The sequence below is a fragment of the Paenibacillus alkalitolerans genome (genome assembly GCF_016482785.1).
Taxonomy (GTDB): Bacteria; Bacillota; Bacilli; order Paenibacillales; family YIM-B00363; genus Paenibacillus_AE; species Paenibacillus_AE alkalitolerans.
In genome coordinates this window covers 109553-125924 of record NZ_JAEMXM010000006.1, presented here as the reverse complement: position 1 = coordinate 125924, position 16372 = coordinate 109553, and the positions used below count along the sequence as shown (strand labels likewise).

Genomic DNA, 16372 nt, shown 5'->3' with positions numbered 1-16372 from the left:
TACGGCAGGATTAAGCTCAGTAGTTCCTATTTTTTTTCTGATGCTGCTCCACCTGTTCCACCGCCAAATTTACATTTAGTGTAAAATCTGATATCATATTAATATCAAAAATGAATTCAAGGGGAGATCGACGTGAGAGAATTCGGCGCATGGAAGATGAATGGGTTTTTCGCTGTGTTGATTGCAGTGCTGTACGTTTTGTTGGGAGTGTTCGTCATAGCATCTTTTCCGCGGATAGCATTTGTCGGAGTTATATTCTTGATCATAGCGTTCATTATGCTTATTTCCATTACCGTAATTCAGCCCAATCAGGCCGCGGTCGTAACGTTCTTCGGCAAGTACAAGGGTACCGTTAGGGAAGCTGGATTTTGGATGGTGCTGCCGTTCTCTGTCCGGAAGAAGATATCGCTTCGCGTGCGGAATTTCAATAGCTCGCAGTTGAAGGTGAACGACGTGGAAGGCAATCCGGTCGAAATTGCGGCGGTGGTCGTCTTTAAAGTGGTGGAAACCGCGAAAGCGACTTTCGACGTCGACAAGTACGAGGAATTCGTGGAGATTCAAAGCGAGACCGCTCTCCGGCATGTGGCGAGCAAATATCCTTACGACAATTTTCTCGACAAAGGCTATTCGTTGCGAGGCAACGCGGATGAAGTATCGGAGGAGCTTGCGCAAGAGCTGCAATCCCGTCTGTCCGTCGCGGGTGTGGACGTGTTGGAAGCCCGCTTGACGCATTTGGCGTATTCGACGGAAATTGCCGGCGCTATGCTGCAGCGGCAGCAGGCTTCCGCAATTATCGCCGCACGGCATAAGATTGTCGAAGGCGCGGTCGGAATGGTGAAGATGGCGATCGATCAGCTGGAACAGCAGAGCGGCATTACGCTGGATCATGAGCGGAAAGCGGCGATGGCGAACAATTTAATGGTGGCGATCGTGTCCGACCGCTCCGCCCACCCCGTCATAAATACAGGAAGCTTATATTAGGAAGCTGGCTGGGTAATGTCGGGTAAGAAGCAGTACCCATTGCGCATTGACGCTGCCGTTTACGATGCGTTGGAACGGTGGGCGGCCGACGAATTTCGCAGCGTTAACGCGCACATTGAATACGTGCTCCGCGAGGCTCTAGCCCGCGCAGGACGTCTGCCGGGGTGCCCTCGGCCGTCGCAGCGGCATGAAGGAACAGAAGTAGACAAATGATTTGGTGGGGCATTCGGGACCGTTGCACCGTTCCGGGTGCCTTTATTGTGTCTCTCTCCATTACTCCCCCTTCCTAATGCTCTCCTTATACCCATCTACTACTGACTTCGGCCTCGAGCCTGATCTTCTATCCCGAGTTCTTCTTCCTGGAACCCTACTGCTCCCGATCCCAACTGCTCCGTACCCAACTGCTCCGTACCCAGCTCTTCTTCCCGGACCCTTATCATCTGCTCGTATCTAATACTTCTCCCCCGACCCCAATCATTATTGCTAACTTGCTTGTTGGACGAGGCGATATGCGTATACTTTTTTTCTCCTGCTGATCGGTTCGAATAATCCTTCTTTCGTCGCTTTGACAATCCAACGGTAAGCTGTTGATCTGCTTATATTGTGAGCTTGGGCGAATCGGTTGGGCGTTATTGCTCCTTTTTCTTGTGATGCAAATAGTTGAAGCAGCTGCTTCCGGTAGTGCCATGTTTCCAAAGCTTTCAAGGGATGAGAGACACTTGCCGTGCTCCAGCAATAGCCGATTGCTTTTAGCAGCTCAGCCTGGCAAACATCCGCTTCTTGTTCGATTTCATCCGCAGTGAATCGCAGCAGGAACCAACCGGTGTACATTAACCGGTTTTGCCGGCGAAGATGGTCTTTAAATTTGTCTTTTGATATGCTTTTTGCGTGTGTGGTGTATCCGTCGATTTCAACAATGACTTTGACCGGGCCGCGGACATAGAGGAAGTCAATAAATCGCTGGCCCCCGTCGTGATCGATGAAAGGATACTCCGGATAAAGGCCTTCGAAATTGTATTTCATCGCCGGTCCCCATATGTTTTGTAAAAATCTCTTTTCCGAAAACCCGATTGTGAAGCGGAGCATACCATTTTTTCGGGCATTCGTCTCGACATAATCGATAAATCGTTTAACTTCCGGGTGCAGTGCCACGTCTACCATTGTTTTATCGCCTCCATTAGAAATTAAAAAAGCACACCCCGACTATGATGTCGGAGTGTGCTTCACTCGTGAGTATAAGTATAGCTTCCGGCCTAATTGGTTGGCAAGTAATTTTTTCGCTAGTTTCATAGTGAAACAAGGTGGTGCGCGAATGAACCACGTAGTGCCGGGGTGAAACAAGAGGCGGTCGAGCGTGTGCGCTAGTTTCATAGTGAAACAAGGTGGTGCGCGAATGAACCACGTAGTGCCGGGGTGAAACAAGAGGCGGTGTATCGTGGGTGCTAGTTTCATAGTGAAACACGGTGGTGCGCGAATGAACCACGTAGTGCCGGGGTGAAACAGGAGGCGGTGTATCGTGGGTGCTAGTTTCAAAGTGAAACAAGGTGGTGCGCGAATGAACCACGTAGTGCCGGGGTGGAACAAGAGACTGTCGAGCGTGTGCGCTAGTTTCATAGTGAAACAAGGTGGTGCGCGAATGAACCACGTTGTACCGGAGTGAAACAAGAGGCGTCGAAGAACGGTCAGAGTACGTTGCACCAACTTACTCTTCCATAAATTATTAATAGCATTATATAATAAGCTCTAGGACTTATTTCATAGTACTGGAGGAGCGTATGGGAACCGGAACATCACGAACCGCAAGAATAACCAAGATAACCGCCGCCGCCATTGCCGTCATGCTCATGGCAATCGCCGTAATGGCGGGCTGGGTGCCGCAACAGGCGAAAGCCGCGAATATTTGGGCGTTGTACAAGGATGGTCAAGCCGCCCAAGCGAAAGGCGACTGCGCAACCGCCATCAAGAAATACACCGGAATGCTGCCGCAGCTGACGAAGGATAAGAGCTACGGCAACGTCGCAAACATCCAAAAGCGGATCGGCGACTGCCACGCTGCATTGAAGCAATACGATCAAGCGGTGGCGGCGTGGGACCAGGAGTCGGCGAACTGGAATAAAGCCGGCAAAGCGCAAGAAACCGCCGCGTCCAAGCGGAGAGCGGACATGCTTCGCAGCACGGTCAAGCTTTTCATCAAAGAAGACGCGAAAGCCGCCGCCGGCCAATACTACCACGGCGCGAAGTTCGAGCCGAAAATGGGAGCGTACATAGGCGCATACGCGGAGCTGGATCAGAAAGTACACGACACGAAGAACTGGAAATACTTCTACACCGAGAAGTTTCCGGATTTGACCGGCCGCAAGCACGCCGCCTACCTACTATACACGACGTGGGGTAAACCGTTCGACACGCTCGCAAACCACGTGAAGCATGCAAAGAATCACGGGACGGCGCTTCAAATCGCCCTGCAGCCGATGGGCGGACTTGACGAAGTAACCGACAATGAATACATACGCACATTCGCGAAGCAGGCGGGCGAATCGGGCATCCCCATCTTCCTGCGCTTCGCCAACGAGATGAACGGCAACTGGGTTCCTTGGAACGGCGATCCCGCGAAATATATCGAGAAGTTCGGTCTCGTGGCGGACATTTTCCATGAGGAAGCTTCCGACAACGTCGTCATGGTATGGGCGCCGAACGACATTCCGACGAATACGATCGAACAGTATTATCCGGGCGACAAGTATGTCGATTGGATCGGCGTGAGTCTGTACAGCATCTATAACCCGACGCTCGATCCGCTGAAGGCGGGCATCGACCGGTCGAATCATCTGCAAAAGTTCGAGCACATCTACGAGCTGTACGCAAAGAAGAAGCCGCTGTTCATCTCCGAAGGCGGAATTGCATTCATATATCCCGAGGCTAACCGCAACGTGGAAAAATGGGCCGCATACCGCACCAACGAGTTTTACGCAACATTGCCGATGCTTTACCCTGCGGTGAAAGGCGTGTTCTGGTTCGATGCGAGCAAGAAAATAGCCGGAGAGCGCGAGAAGCACTTCATGCTTTCGGACAATGCGGCGCTTCTGCAAGCTTACCGGCAATCGGTCAAGCATCCGTTCTACCTCGATACGATCGGACAAGAAAGCTCCGTGGCGTACATTAACGCGAGCGAGAAGGGCATTCCCGCCCGCAAGGCCGAATTGAGCGCATATGTGAAGACGCTGGAGCCGATGCTCGAGAAAGTGGAGTATTACATCGGCGTCAAACCGATCGGCTCGAGCAAGGCGGCTCCGTGGACGATCGAGCACGACTTCTCCTCGCACAAAGGCAAGACCGTTACGATTACCGTCAAAGCTTTCGGCCCCGGCGGCAAACTGGTTACGAAGCAGGAATTGAAAGTGAACGTGAAATAAAAATATCCGGCCGGGATGAAGGATATCCCGGCCGGATTTTGTTCTTAGTTAGCCGTACCGACGACGCTCGTTCCATTCTTGGTAATCGTGTACGTGACGATATCGCCGCTCCAGAAGTGGAACTTCAAATTCACGGCTTCACCGTCGCGTACTTCATTGAAGAAGGTTTTAGTCAATGTGAGTTCGTTCGTGTCGTAAGAAGGCGAGAACGCTACGGCGAATTCCTTGAACGGAGTCCAACCGTGCGGTCCGGCATTTCCGCCGCTCGCGTAAACTGCTTCCATCGTAGCAAGGCGGTCGCCGTTGAACGCGGCCGGAATCGCGAAGGCGTCTGTTGTGCCTTCCGCGTCTTGCAGCACCGGCGTGTCGTAGTAAATCACATCGAAGTTCCAGTCGACGCCTTTGTTGAATTGAGCCTTTAATACCGCATTTTCGCCGAACTCGCCTGATGCGGTCAGCTTGTCGAGCAGACTCGCTTTAACGGTCAGTACGTCGCCGTCCAGCTCGTAGTCCGTACCCTTACGCAAATTGCCGCCATCGGCCCGGAGCCCGGTGAATCGATTGCCGTTCAAGCTCAGGCGGATATCGGTGTCTTCGGCTGCGGATCCTTTCTTGATGAAGATCATATCGGTTTCGCCGATCGCCGAACGGCCTTTCCAGCTTGCCTTCATCATCTCGTACAGCACTTGATCCGACCATTGGAATGTGCGTCGGTTGAAATGCTGGCCGTTGTCCCACAGCATGTGGGTAATGTTTTTCTCTTGGACATAGTGGAGCAAGAACTCGAAAAACTTCAGCTTCTCGCCCTGTTCGATCGTACCCGTGTTTCTGTCGAAGCCGAGCAGTCCGTATTCGCCCAGAATAACGGGTATGCCGTTGGCCACCAACGTATCGTGAACACGATCAAACGCCTCAATAATATGATTCTTCGTCACATCGTCAAATTTGGTGAAGCCGGCAATGTTAACGCTGAACGGCCAAAATCCGTAAAAATGGATGGTAGCGATCAAGTTCGGATCGTTCAGTTTGGCGATCGTGTCCGCAATGGCGTCCAGTCTGTCTTGTGCGTCGTTCGTGCTTAACGTCGGCAGAACGAGCGGTCGAACGGCGTTTTGCCCTCCGGACCCCCGCACAATGCTGTGGAAGGACGTATTCAGCTCGTCCAGCAGTTCCAAAGACTTCGCAGTATCCGCCCCGCTAAAGAACGGTTCGTTGATACTTTCAAACATCAGCTTATCGGAATGATCCTTGAAGCGGTCGGCAATCTGGGTCCACGCCGCTTCATAACGGGCCAGCACCGCGTCATGATCCGTTCCCAATTGATGCACCCACAACCACGAGTCGTGGTGGAGATTGATCATGACATACAGCCCCGCATCCAACGACCAATTTACAACTTCCTCGATGCGGTCCATGAATGCCGGATCAATCTTATAATCCGGACCATCACCCATCCGCTGATTCCATGTAATCGGAATACGGATGCTTTTGTATCCTTGGGAGGCAATTTGGCGAATCATTTCTTCCGTTACGCGCGGGTTTCCCCACGATGTTTCGTCGTTGCCGGTCGCGTCGAACGTATTGCCCAAGTTCCATCCGGGCTGCATGGCGTCGACATACGTTTGAATAATGCTCTTCCGGGCATCTTGCGCTTCGCGGCCGTCTTTGGCGGCGGCAAAGGCAGGCGAGATCAGAGTGAGAAGCAGTGATACGACCAGCAGCAACATGCTTTTCGGCTTGCGAACATAATCCATACTACTGTAAACCTCCCTATTGATCGCTGGTAACAGCTTAAATGAAAGCGCTATCCGGATTAAATGTACCACAGCGGGCTTCTGGGTAAATATCCCAATAATTAGACATTATTTCATGTGAAAATTTGATTTCAAAGGAAAATTATAGACTTTCGCAAACGCCTTCTGCTATGATTTTCGTAATTTTTAAACTTGCGCAAGGGAGGGTTTGGAACCATGAAACAAAATAAATATGATGACCCCGAATTTTTCGAGAATTACAGCCGGATGCCCCGTTCGACCGGAGGATTGAGCGCTGCCGGGGAATGGCCCGCCTTCCGGGCCCTGTTTCCAGTGCTGCGGGACAAAAAGGTGCTTGATCTAGGCTGCGGCTTCGGCTGGCACTGCCGATATGCGCGCGAACGGCAGGCACGATCGGTGGTAGGTATTGATTCCGGCTTCACGATTTCGAAGCTCTCCGAACCGCAACCGACGCAAGAAATTTTGGCCCTGTTTCCCGAGATGCGCGACGAAACCCGGCGTCCGATTTTCCTCTTGATTGCTGCGGTTAAGAATATAGGTTGAGAGTGGCGGATGAAGAGGAATGAGCGAAAACCTTAAGTGGATGGAAGCCATACGGGCGGGAGAATACGATTCGTATCGCAGTATCGTCGCCCGATATAAAAACGCGGTTTATTCCGTAGCATACAGCGTGCTCGGCGATTATCACCTGGCTGAGGACGCGGCGCAGGAAGCTTTTTTGCAGGCATTTTTGCGGCTTTCCGATATAAGAGACCCTCAGAAATTAGGCAGTTGGTTATACTCGATTTCGTACCGGTGCAGTATCCGAATGAAGAATAAGCGAAAACGGCTCGTGCTTGAAGAAGACATGTCGATGTACGGAGATGTGTCGGAATCGGCGGAGACGGCCGTTCTTCGGCGGGAAGCGCATGCCCGGATATTGCAATCGATCGGAGAGTTGGATGAAAATAATAGAATAACAACCGCTTTATATTATATGTGCGATTTATCAATGAAAGAAATCGCCGATTTTCTCGGAGTTTCGGTCAGAGCCGTGGAAAGCAGACTTCAGCGGGCCAAAAAACAACTGCGCGCCTCATTGCCTGCGCTCGATGAAGCTGCGGTGCGCAAACCGGCCCTCGGACCATCCTTCGATGACCGCATCATGCGGGAAATCCCGAGACTTATGCGGATTCCGTGCGTCTTTGTGGATGTTCGCGACATCGATTACGCCATGGCGTGGTATGAGTCGGTACTTGGGATCGACTTCAAAGCTCGCGAACCGAATTGCGGAGTCAATATTGCTTTTCGAGAAACATCCCAGGCAAATCCATCGCAAACGCCGGTGCTTACTTTTGCCACTCCTTCGGTAACGGAAGCGTATTCTGCTTTGCAATCAAGGGGAGTAAGCGTCAGTCGGATGTCACCCGACGGTCGTTCATTTGCGTTCGAGGATCCGTTCGGAAACGTGCTTGCGTTTGTGCAGGAATAAATTTTTTCGTAACGCGACGGGTTTTTCGGTGAAGCTGTCTCTATATGATTGGGAAATCAAACCCGGATATATTTCGTGCGAGGAGAGGTAAAAATGAACGATCAAACGGTATTGATTCTGAATGACGACATGGAGATTCGAAACAAACAAAGCGTTCCAAGCATCAGCCGAATTATTGTGGCGACGATTCCGGTTCGGGACGTTGAGAAGGCGAAAGAATGGTACTCTCTGCATCTTGGCATCGATTTCGACGCGCGCAAGCTTCATGCAGGTAATTTGAACATCGGATTTTCAAAGGTTGAACACCATGTTCCTTCCGAGCACTCCGTATTTATTTGGGAGACATCGGATCTGGCGCATGCTTATGAGACTATGAAAGATAACGGTGTAACGCTTCACGGCGATATTAACTGGAATTGCAGGTACTTTATCTTCTCCGATTTGGACGGAAACCGGATGACGATGTGGCAGCAGGACGAAGAAGCGATATTCCGGTTAGCACAAGTAAACACGGCCGAGGAACTTCAGGAAGTGATCAAAAGAGCTCTCTTCTGCAGAAACAGTTACGGCCGGACTTGGTCGGCATTCGAGGAAGAGCTGCTGTTATGCAATACGATTCGCGGCCGAAAGATCGTATTGGACGGTTGGAATTACTTGAAATCGGTACTCCCGGAAGAGGCGCGTATGCTTAAAGAGTGCGTACAACGGCACAATGTGAGATACCCGTCCCATGAATGGCTCCTGGAAGTAAGGAACTGAGCGTGAACATGATATGTAATTGAGAGGGTGCCTCGGCACCCGCTTTTTTTACTAACCTTCAAATGCTGCAGAAACTATTGACTTTCACATTAGTGTGAACCTTTACAATAGAGCCGGTAACTATTTGAAGGGGGGAATTTACTTTGGAGAGAAATGATCAACATGAGAGTTCGGTTAATGCAGGGGCTGTCATGGAGAATCGGGATCGCGCGCCGGTGACTGTCATCGGACTAGGGCCGATGGGACAGGCGTTAGCAGGTGCGTTTCTGAAGAAGGGTCATCCAACGACAGTTTGGAACCGTTCGGCAAGAAAGGCGGAAGATGTTGTGGCGAGAGGTGCCATCCTAGCCAATACCGTCGCTGAGGCAATCACGGCGAGCCCGGTGGTCATCATCTGCGTGTTAGATTACAACGTCGTTGACACGATCCTGAAACCCGCGGGAGAGAACTTGAGAGGACGAATGTTGGTAAACCTTACGACCGGTTCTCCGTCACAATCCCGACACATGGCTGATTGGGCTGTCGAGCATGGTATCGAGTATATTGACGGGGTCATCATGACACCTACTACCACTATCGGAACTGCAGCATCTGTTATCTTGTACAGCGGACCCGAAATCGTCTATTCGTCCGTTCAACCGACCTTGGCGAGCTTGGACGGTACTGTCGCCTATCTGGGCGACGACCCTGGCCGCGCTGCGGCACATGACGTCGCCTTACTAGATCTCTTCTGGTCTTCCATGGGCGGGTATTTGCATGCTCTTGCCGTCGCAGGCGCAGAGAATATTGCTGCGAAGGATTTTGCCGCCTACGCCCAGGCTATGATAGCAACGCTGCCGGAACTTATGACAGAAATTGCTGATCATGTGGACAAAGGCCAATATCCGGGTGATATGTCCAATATCTTCTCGGCAGTCTCAAGCATGGAGCACATCATCAATACGGCTGAGCGCCATGGTATTGACGTTAGTTTATTGAACACGATTAAGGCAGTTGCCCAACGCGCAATCGACAAGGGCTACGGAACCGAAGCCGTCTCACGCATAACCGAGTTGCTTAGGAATCCAACCGCGTAAACTCCAGGAGACCCTCTCTATACGGATAGGGTCTCTCTTCTCTCTAATTCGCCCGCTGTTTCTCCATCATTTTCGTCATTTGTACAATGTGTTCATCCAATCGTTGCTTCACAATTTCCAATGAACGAATCCGACTATCGATTTCATCAGCCTTCTCCAGATATGTTTTAAGCACGTCATCGCAAAACTCATATTCTACGGGACCGGCATCCTCGCATTTCAGCACCTCCGCTATTTGCTCGGTTGTTAATCCCAGCCCAAGATAGAATTGAATCAATCGAATACGTTCGACGGCAGATTCATCGAACTCTCGATAATCATTGTCAAGTCGAACGGGAGTAATTAATTTTTTCTCTTCATAATGTCTAATGGATCTGGTGCTTGCCCCCGTTCTTCTGGATAGCTCGCTTATTTTCAATGAAAACGTCCTCCTTTTCGAGTACAGGTATTTCCATTATGTACCTCCATTTTAACATGAACAGCATGAGCCGTCGGACTGATCGGCCTTTCCGTGTTGTATAATTGATTGGATAGTGATTTGGGTTACTAGCATGCGTGTTTGTAAAGAAGGGGGCGGTTGCATTGGCTTTTATAAAGGGTATAGAGTTGAGCCGAAGATTTTACCATGAGTTTGTGGAGCCGCTAATCTCAAGCAGCTTCCCGGACTTGCGGTACGCTTCGGCGCTCATTGGGCCGGGGAGTGAAGTGCTCGGTTATGACACCGAGATGTCAACGGATCACGACTGGGGGCCTCGAGTGCTTCTGTTTCTTCAGAAGCAGGACATGGACTTGGCTGATGAGATCTTCAAGATACTGCTGACGAACAAGCCCGTACAATTTCATGGATACCCTGTAGACCTTAATCGGACAGTGATTACTACGGTGGCGCAGTTTGTTGAGCAAAAGCTTGCAATAGATATTCACCGGGGTCTCGATTTATTGGATTGGCTTACATTCCCGTCTCAGGTTTTGGCCGAGATTGTCGGCGGGGCGGTTTTCCGGGACGATACGGGGGAACTTGCGGCTGTCCGCAAGCAGTTCCAGTACTATCCGCATGACATTTCGTTATTTCTTATGGCGGCAACCTGGAACAGAATCGGACAAGAAGAGCATCTGGCGCTTCGAGCCGGATACGCGGGCGATGAGCTGGGATCGGCCATTATCGGGTCAAGACTTGTAAGAGATATTATGAATCTATGTTTTTTGATGGAACGAAAGTATGCGCCTTATCCGAAGTGGTTCGGAACGGCATTTAAGGAATTGAGCTGCGCCAATCAATTGCTGCCGTTGTTGACGCAGATTCAGACGTCCGCGACTTGGAGAGTACGGGAACAAGCGCTCTGTAAAGCATATGAGTTCATCGCGCACAAACATAATGGACTGGAAATCACCGAAAATATGCCCGAGCAAACTTCTTACTTTTACGACCGGCCGTTTAAGGTCATTTATGGCGGGAAATTCGCCGAGGCCATCGCAAATTCAATTAGCGACCCGGCGATTCGCAAATTGTCCAAGATACGATTAATCGGCGGGATCGATCAAATTACGGATAATACCGATTTTTTACTTATTAATCAGTGGTGCGGAAGTGAAGCGGCAACGGAGAGTAATATCGTCCGTATGCTTTACGGCAAGATATTGGAGTAATGCTGCAAAAATAAATCTTCAAACGGAGGGTCGCCGAAATGAGAAGCGAACAAGAGATGATGAGTATGCTTGTGGATTTTGCTATGAATGATAGTAGAATCCGATTGGCGACTTTGGAAGGATCACGTACAAACAAAAATATTCCTCCTGATACATTCCAAGATTATGATGTTTCTTACCTTGTAACAGATATTGAATCTTTTAAAGAAAATGATCAATGGCTCAACGTATTCGGGAAACGCATTATGATGCAAAAACCCGAGGATATGGAGCTTTTTCCGCCGGAATTAGGCAATTGGTTTTCATATTTAATTGTATTTGAAGATGGCGATAAATTAGACTTAACGCTTATTCCGGTTATCGAGACGGAGGATTATTTCGCTAATAGCGACGGTTTAATCGAGGTGTTGCTTGATAAAGATGCCCGCATCAAAAATGAAGTGCACGCAAACGATCGACAATATTGGATCAAAAAGCCGACCGCAAGACAATTTGATGATTGCTGCAATGAGTTCTGGATGGTTTGGACTTATGTGGTAAAAGGACTAGCGAGAAAAGAAATACTGTTTGCGATTGACCATTTACACGAGAGCGCGTCCGAACTTGTTAAGAATGATGGCTTGGCACATCGGATCGGAGCAAGGATATACCTTTAGCGTAGGCAAGAATTATAAATTTATCGACCGTTACCTTCCAAAAGAAGTTTGGGAAGCATTACTATCCACCTATTGTCAGAATGGCTATCCGGAAATGTGGCAGTCTTTATTTACTTGTTACGATTTATTTAGAAAATACTCTAAAGCTGTGGCAGGAAACCTCGGATATAAGTATCCGGATTACGATGAAGCTATTATTAAGTATACTGCAAATATTTTTGACTCATTGAAGTGAGCTGTGAAAATTGACCGCCGCGGCAATAACAGAGGTCAAACCCTGTTTGATAGCAACAGTGCATTTGAAATTCCGATGAAATACTCGGATTCTCTGCGGATATGATTGAGAACGACGATGGCGGTTTGGTTGTTTTTCAATGCTTCGCTTTCTGTGAGAGCGCATTGCCGGCAGCGATGAGGTCAGGGGTTCGATCCCCCTCGCGGTGTGCCTCTATATCTTTCAGGAGATGTACCTGTTACCTTAATAAAAGCCCTATAAAATTGACTCATACTTGAAAAACCTAGTTCGAAGCTAATATCGGTAATACTCATGTTGGTTCCCCGCAGTTTAACCTTAGCTTCTTCAATTCGCAGTCGGAGGAGGTATTGGTATGGAGTTATACCGACAATGGACTTAAATGAACGAATAAAATGGTACCGACTCTGTAAGGCAATTGAAGAAAGTGTATCCAGATTGAGTTTTTCCTTGTAGTGCTCGTGCATGAATTCAAGCACCGAAGCGATATTCCGATCCGATAAACTCAAAAGATTAGCCGTATTAGCCATGGGCCGTCTGTCCGTGAACATCCTGACAAGGAATGAAAGGACCAGGTGCTCTGTTTCCTGTGTCGCCAGCGGCTCTGCGTCGTGATGCAATAATACTGAAGCCCATCTTCGAAAATGCTTCTTTATCTCCTCGGGTTCAATTCGCTGCTTCTTGTAAAGATCCAATGTCGTATTTCCAATAAACTGTGCCAGCCTACTATGATTGACTTGAATGACGATTACGCTGGATTCAGGAGAAATGAGCAATTCGTGGTTTTCCTTAGGATACACGACCAATCCTTCCCCAACGGAGAGTTGATGTGTCTTGTTGTCAATGAATATGTGGCAGGAGCCATGAACGGGTACTGTAATCTGAAAATCATTTTCATGAATATGAGGTGGGGCTTGGAGTTCCTCATTGATTTTCCATAATGATGTTTGTCCCGTATCCATTCTGATTTTCAACCTCAAATCACCTGCCAATAATGATTAGCAACAAGTATAGCAAAAATTGCTTTCTACTTCCGCAGTTTTCACAATGATGATGAAGAGTCCATTGTCTATAATGATTGAAATACGGAGGGTGAGGAGGAAGATCTTGAATGAACCGTAATATCATCGTGCTCGACACAACTCTGCGTGATGGGGAGCAGGTACCAGGTGCGAAAATGAATAGGGCTCAAAAAATCGAATTTGCTGAGCAGCTGAAACGCCTTCGTGTGGATATCATAGAGGCCGGTTTTCCTGCTTCTTCAGAGGGTGACTTTCAGGCTGTGCAGGATATCGTGCGGAGCGTCGGGGATAGCGTCTCCGTTACTGCGCTGGCCCGCGCGGTGAGAAGCGACATTGATGCTGTTTACGATAGTATTCGAGCCGCACAAGATCCTTTCATTCATATTGTACTTGGTACATCCAACGTTCATGTGGAAAAAAAGTTCAATCGATCCAAAGAGTCGATCCTGCAGATGGGAGTGGATGCGGTAGCCTATGCCAAAACGCTGCTGCCCCGTGTTCAATACTCAACAGAAGACGCTTCCCGATCAGAATTCGAGTATTTATGGCAGACAATAGAAGCTGTCGTGAAGGCGGGCGCGACCATCATTAATGTACCCGATACCGTCGGTTTCGCAGAGCCTGAAGAATTTGGTGAATTAATTTATAAAATAAACGATCGATTGAAAAACATCAACGGTAACGTGATTCTAAGCGTACACTGTCATAATGACTTGGGGCTTGCGACAGCAAATACACTAAGCGCAATCAAGAACGGAGCAGAAAAAATCGAGTGCACAATCAATGGGTTGGGTGAAAGGGCTGGGAACGCTTCATTGGAAGAAGTGGTAATGGCTTTGAAAGTCAGGGAGTCGCTTTATAAATCCACTACAAATATTGAAACCAAGGAACTTCTCAGAACCTCCAGATTATTGTCCTATTTAACAGGATTGGAGGTTCAGGTCAATAAAGCCATAACCGGTGAAAATGCGTTCGCACACTCTTCCGGTATTCATCAGGACGGGCTTCTCAAAGATAAGAACGTATATGAGATTATGTCACCCGAGCAAGTGGGGGCAGAGAGTATGGAACTGATTTTAACTGCACGTTCCGGCAGACATGCATTTAGACATGCAATAGAAAAAATGGGGTTCGATACTTCTGATGAAACGAAGCTGGAACAATGTTTTGAAGAATTTCTGGCTTTAGCTGATTTGAAGAAAGAAGTATATGACCATGATCTGTTCTACTTGTTAAGAAAGCAAAGAGAAGAATCTGCGGACAGTATTAGTCCGATGCTAGAATTACTATCGTTCCAAGTGGTAACAAATGACCTGTATCCGACTGCTACAGTGTTGTTAGAATACAATGGTGAAAAACTAAAGGGATTTGCTGCCGGAGATGGACCGATCGATGCATTATACAGTGCGATCAAATCATTGATTCATCTGGATGTAAGCTTGACCCAGTACAAAATAAACAGCCTGTCCAGAGGAAAGGAAGCGATTGGCCGAGTGAACATTCGCTTAAACCATCAAGGGAAAACTTACTCTGGCCGGGCGATGGACACCGACATCATAAATGCGAGTGCGCAGGCGTTCTTGAATGGAATCAATGCGATATTGCTGGACACTAGTAATGGGTAAGAAAGTGGGAATAAACAATGGAGGAAGTTATAAATCTGGAGCAAGTCTCATATCGCAGAGGGGAGAGTGAACTCCTAAAACAAATTAATTGGACGGTGAGAAAAGGGGAGCATTGGGCTATTCTTGGTCTGAATGGCTCAGGCAAAACGACCTTGCTAAATATAGTCAATGGATACATATGGCCGAGCTCAGGCTCGGTCTCTGTATTTGGTCAGGCTTTCGGCACCATGGACTTGCGAGAGTTACGGACTATGATCGGTTGGGTAAGCTTATCCTTGCAGGAGAAGCTATATATGAATGATAATGCTGAAAAAATTGTCGTAAGCGGCAAATATGCTACTATCGGATTATACGAGAAACCGAGCGATTCGGATTGGATGTTAGCTGCGTCTTGGATGAAGCAGTTAGGCTGCTTGCATCTAATGGGGAGAACGTATCAGTCTTGTTCCCAAGGTGAAAAGCAAAAATTGCTGATTGCAAGGGCACTAATGGCTTCGCCGAGACTGCTTATTTTGGATGAGCCTTGCAACGGACTTGATCTATTCTCACGTGAGCAGCTTTTAGAGTCAGTCGAGACCCTGGCAAAAAGTCATAATGCGCCAACTTTAATCTATGTAACCCATCACACAGAGGAGATTCTGCCCATCTTCCGTCATACCCTGTTACTGAGAAGGGGAGAGGTCTTCACGCGGGGCGAGGTCCAATCTATGCTAACGAAAGACAGGTTGACGGATTTTTTTGAAGTGCCGGTTGATGTAATGCATCGCGATGAACGTTATTGGGTACTTCCAGCAAGTTGTAAATAATCATACGATGGGTGCTGTCTGGAAGTTGGAGTTCGGGAGGGGCTCCGCGGGAGCGAAGCGGATGATCACGTTGCCGAGTGGCTTCGCTTCACAGAATCATAAGGATAGCGTGCCCTCCGAAGCGCATACTCGAATGCGTCAATATCGGGCATATTGCACTCTTTTGCGCGGATTATAGCTTTTTCAATATCATAAGAAACTCTTCTTAACTGAACAGCTATATCTTTCTTATTGAAGTCAACAATTGCATAACTGGCCCGGTTATCTCCGTCGAACGGCAATCCAATGCTGCCGCAATTAACGACTAACCGGCCTCTTCCTTGCCTCACATGGGCATGGTGTACATGGCCGTAGAGAACAAGTTTTGTTTGCTCATTCTTATGTAAAGTATCCAGTTCATCAAGCGTCGCCCACGGATATACAATATCTACGAGTGAGTTTGGGCTTGCGTGGTACATCTCCGTGGGGACTTCTTCGAAATTACAAGATAATTCCGTCGGTAAATTTGCAAGCCAAACTTGCTCTTCCTTGGATATTCTTTCACAATCATACTCAAATGCGCGCAAAACGAGTTCTTGCTTATAATTGCTAGGCGTCCAGCCGGGTTTGGGGAATCTGGTGAATCTGTTATCATAGTTCCCCCTTATGACTGAGAGAGGCTGCAATGACTTCACTAATTTAATGCATTCGCCGGGTTGCGGCCCCCGCATAACGATATCTCCAAGAAAAACGATCGCATCCGGGCTTTGATTTTTAATGTCGCGTACTACCGCTTCGAATGCCGTTGCATTTCCGTGCGTATCTGAAATAACCGCCAGCCTCATGTCTTACCTCCAAAATTAACGATTTATGGATTATTCGACATGTTGCGTTATTATCCTACATTTT

The 16372-nt window shown here is 48.5% G+C and carries 14 protein-coding genes and 2 pseudogenes; 11 read left to right on the top strand and 5 right to left on the bottom strand.

The genetic code is table 11. The features are described 5' to 3' along the window. Positions 1 to 132 precede the first annotated feature (132 nt). Entirely contained in the window at positions 133 to 981 is an 849-nt protein-coding gene (locus JET16_RS12080; RefSeq protein ID WP_199616226.1) for an SPFH domain-containing protein, read from the top strand. 15 nt (positions 982 to 996) lie between these two features. Then, positions 997 to 1194: a toxin-antitoxin system HicB family antitoxin gene (locus tag JET16_RS12075; RefSeq protein WP_199616224.1), complete on the top strand. Its 198-nt coding sequence runs from the start codon at positions 997 to 999 to the stop codon at positions 1192 to 1194. Between the two features lie 270 nt (positions 1195 to 1464). On the opposite strand, the gene JET16_RS12070 is transcribed toward JET16_RS12075, so the two are convergent. After that, the gene (locus tag JET16_RS12070; protein WP_199616222.1) at positions 1465 to 2142 is read right to left on the bottom strand and encodes a DUF559 domain-containing protein; all 678 of its coding nucleotides are present in this window, start codon (positions 2140 to 2142) and stop codon (positions 1465 to 1467) included. A 614-nt stretch (positions 2143 to 2756) separates the two neighbouring features. Here JET16_RS12070 and JET16_RS12065 point away from each other — a divergent pair. Next, the gene (locus JET16_RS12065; RefSeq protein ID WP_199616220.1) at positions 2757 to 4394 is read left to right on the top strand and encodes a glycosyl hydrolase; all 1638 of its coding nucleotides are present in this window, start codon (positions 2757 to 2759) and stop codon (positions 4392 to 4394) included. A 44-nt stretch (positions 4395 to 4438) separates the two neighbouring features. Here JET16_RS12065 and JET16_RS12060 read toward each other — a convergent pair whose 3' ends face one another. Next, positions 4439 to 6148 (bottom strand): cellulase family glycosylhydrolase, encoded by a 1710-nt coding sequence (locus JET16_RS12060; RefSeq protein WP_199616219.1) that lies wholly within the window; start codon positions 6146 to 6148, stop codon positions 4439 to 4441. Positions 6149 to 6364: 216 nt separating this feature from the next. Here JET16_RS12060 and JET16_RS31115 point away from each other — a divergent pair. The 4 genes and pseudogenes from JET16_RS31115 to JET16_RS12040 form a co-directional block, all read left to right on the top strand. Further along, a pseudogene (locus JET16_RS31115) lies at positions 6365 to 6580 on the top strand (class I SAM-dependent methyltransferase); the annotation flags it as partial. 151 nt (positions 6581 to 6731) lie between these two features. Beyond that, entirely contained in the window at positions 6732 to 7640 is a 909-nt protein-coding gene (locus JET16_RS12050; protein WP_199616217.1) for a sigma-70 family RNA polymerase sigma factor, read from the top strand. A gap of 93 nt (positions 7641 to 7733) precedes the next feature. Beyond that, on the top strand, positions 7734 to 8399 hold the full coding sequence (locus tag JET16_RS12045) for a VOC family protein (RefSeq protein WP_199616216.1): 666 nt from the start codon (positions 7734 to 7736) through the stop codon (positions 8397 to 8399). A 143-nt stretch (positions 8400 to 8542) separates the two neighbouring features. Further along, positions 8543 to 9475: an NAD(P)-dependent oxidoreductase gene (locus JET16_RS12040; protein ID WP_325176679.1), complete on the top strand. Its 933-nt coding sequence runs from the start codon at positions 8543 to 8545 to the stop codon at positions 9473 to 9475. Between the two features lie 43 nt (positions 9476 to 9518). Here the strand turns inward: JET16_RS12040 and JET16_RS12035 are convergent, their stop codons facing one another. Continuing rightward, positions 9519 to 9893, bottom strand: a complete 375-nt coding sequence (locus JET16_RS12035; RefSeq protein WP_199616215.1) for a MerR family transcriptional regulator — start codon at positions 9891 to 9893, stop codon at positions 9519 to 9521. 164 nt (positions 9894 to 10057) lie between these two features. Here JET16_RS12035 and JET16_RS12030 point away from each other — a divergent pair, with 164 nt between their 5' ends. Together JET16_RS12030 and ant(6) are read left to right on the top strand one after the other, a co-directional pair. After that, the gene (locus tag JET16_RS12030; RefSeq protein ID WP_199616213.1) at positions 10058 to 11122 is read left to right on the top strand and encodes a DUF4037 domain-containing protein; all 1065 of its coding nucleotides are present in this window, start codon (positions 10058 to 10060) and stop codon (positions 11120 to 11122) included. Between the two features lie 38 nt (positions 11123 to 11160). Beyond that, a pseudogene (gene ant(6) / locus JET16_RS12025) lies at positions 11161 to 12013 on the top strand (aminoglycoside 6-adenylyltransferase). A 182-nt stretch (positions 12014 to 12195) separates the two neighbouring features. On the opposite strand, the gene JET16_RS12020 reads toward ant(6), so the two are convergent. Next, entirely contained in the window at positions 12196 to 13005 is an 810-nt protein-coding gene (locus tag JET16_RS12020) for a helix-turn-helix domain-containing protein (protein WP_199616211.1), read from the bottom strand. Between the two features lie 137 nt (positions 13006 to 13142). Between JET16_RS12020 and JET16_RS12015 the strand changes: the two genes are divergently transcribed. After that, positions 13143 to 14678 (top strand): 2-isopropylmalate synthase, encoded by a 1536-nt coding sequence (locus JET16_RS12015; protein ID WP_199616209.1) that lies wholly within the window; start codon positions 13143 to 13145, stop codon positions 14676 to 14678. Between the two features lie 17 nt (positions 14679 to 14695). After that, positions 14696 to 15484, top strand: coding sequence for an ABC transporter ATP-binding protein (locus tag JET16_RS12010; RefSeq protein WP_199616207.1), 789 nt, complete (start codon positions 14696 to 14698; stop codon positions 15482 to 15484). Positions 15485 to 15549: 65 nt separating this feature from the next. Here JET16_RS12010 and JET16_RS12005 read toward each other — a convergent pair whose 3' ends face one another. After that, positions 15550 to 16308 (bottom strand): metallophosphoesterase family protein, encoded by a 759-nt coding sequence (locus tag JET16_RS12005; RefSeq protein ID WP_199616205.1) that lies wholly within the window; start codon positions 16306 to 16308, stop codon positions 15550 to 15552. Positions 16309 to 16372: the final 64 nt, after the last annotated feature.